Here is a 268-nt window from a genome sequence, read left to right on the forward strand (position 1 = left end):
TATTCGATTTGGCAAAGGAATACAATAGATTCTATGCAGATCTTCCTATATTTCTGGAGAATGATGCGAGCATTCTCGCTTTCCGAGTTGCGCTTTCGGCTCATACCGCCAAAACTCTGAATAAAGGAATGCAACTACTAGGAATCGCTGTACCTGAACGAATGTAAGATCTAAGATGCTTTTGGTGTCAATTCCTGGTATGATTAGTACCTATATATAATTTTCATAATTAAAGCCGGCCTGAGTCAATCAGGTTCGGAATAGGCTA

Annotated in this window: 1 protein-coding gene; it reads left to right on the forward strand. The window is 39.6% G+C overall.

The genetic code is table 11. The features are described 5' to 3' along the window. Window positions 1–8 precede the first annotated feature (8 nt). On the forward strand, window positions 9–167 hold the full coding sequence (locus JEM65_RS23420) for a DALR anticodon-binding domain-containing protein (protein WP_368856078.1): 159 nt from the start codon (window positions 9–11) through the stop codon (window positions 165–167). Window positions 168–268: the final 101 nt, after the last annotated feature.

This window comes from Gelidibacter salicanalis, from assembly GCF_016469035.1.
Lineage (GTDB): Bacteria > Bacteroidota > Bacteroidia > Flavobacteriales > Flavobacteriaceae > Gelidibacter > Gelidibacter salicanalis_A.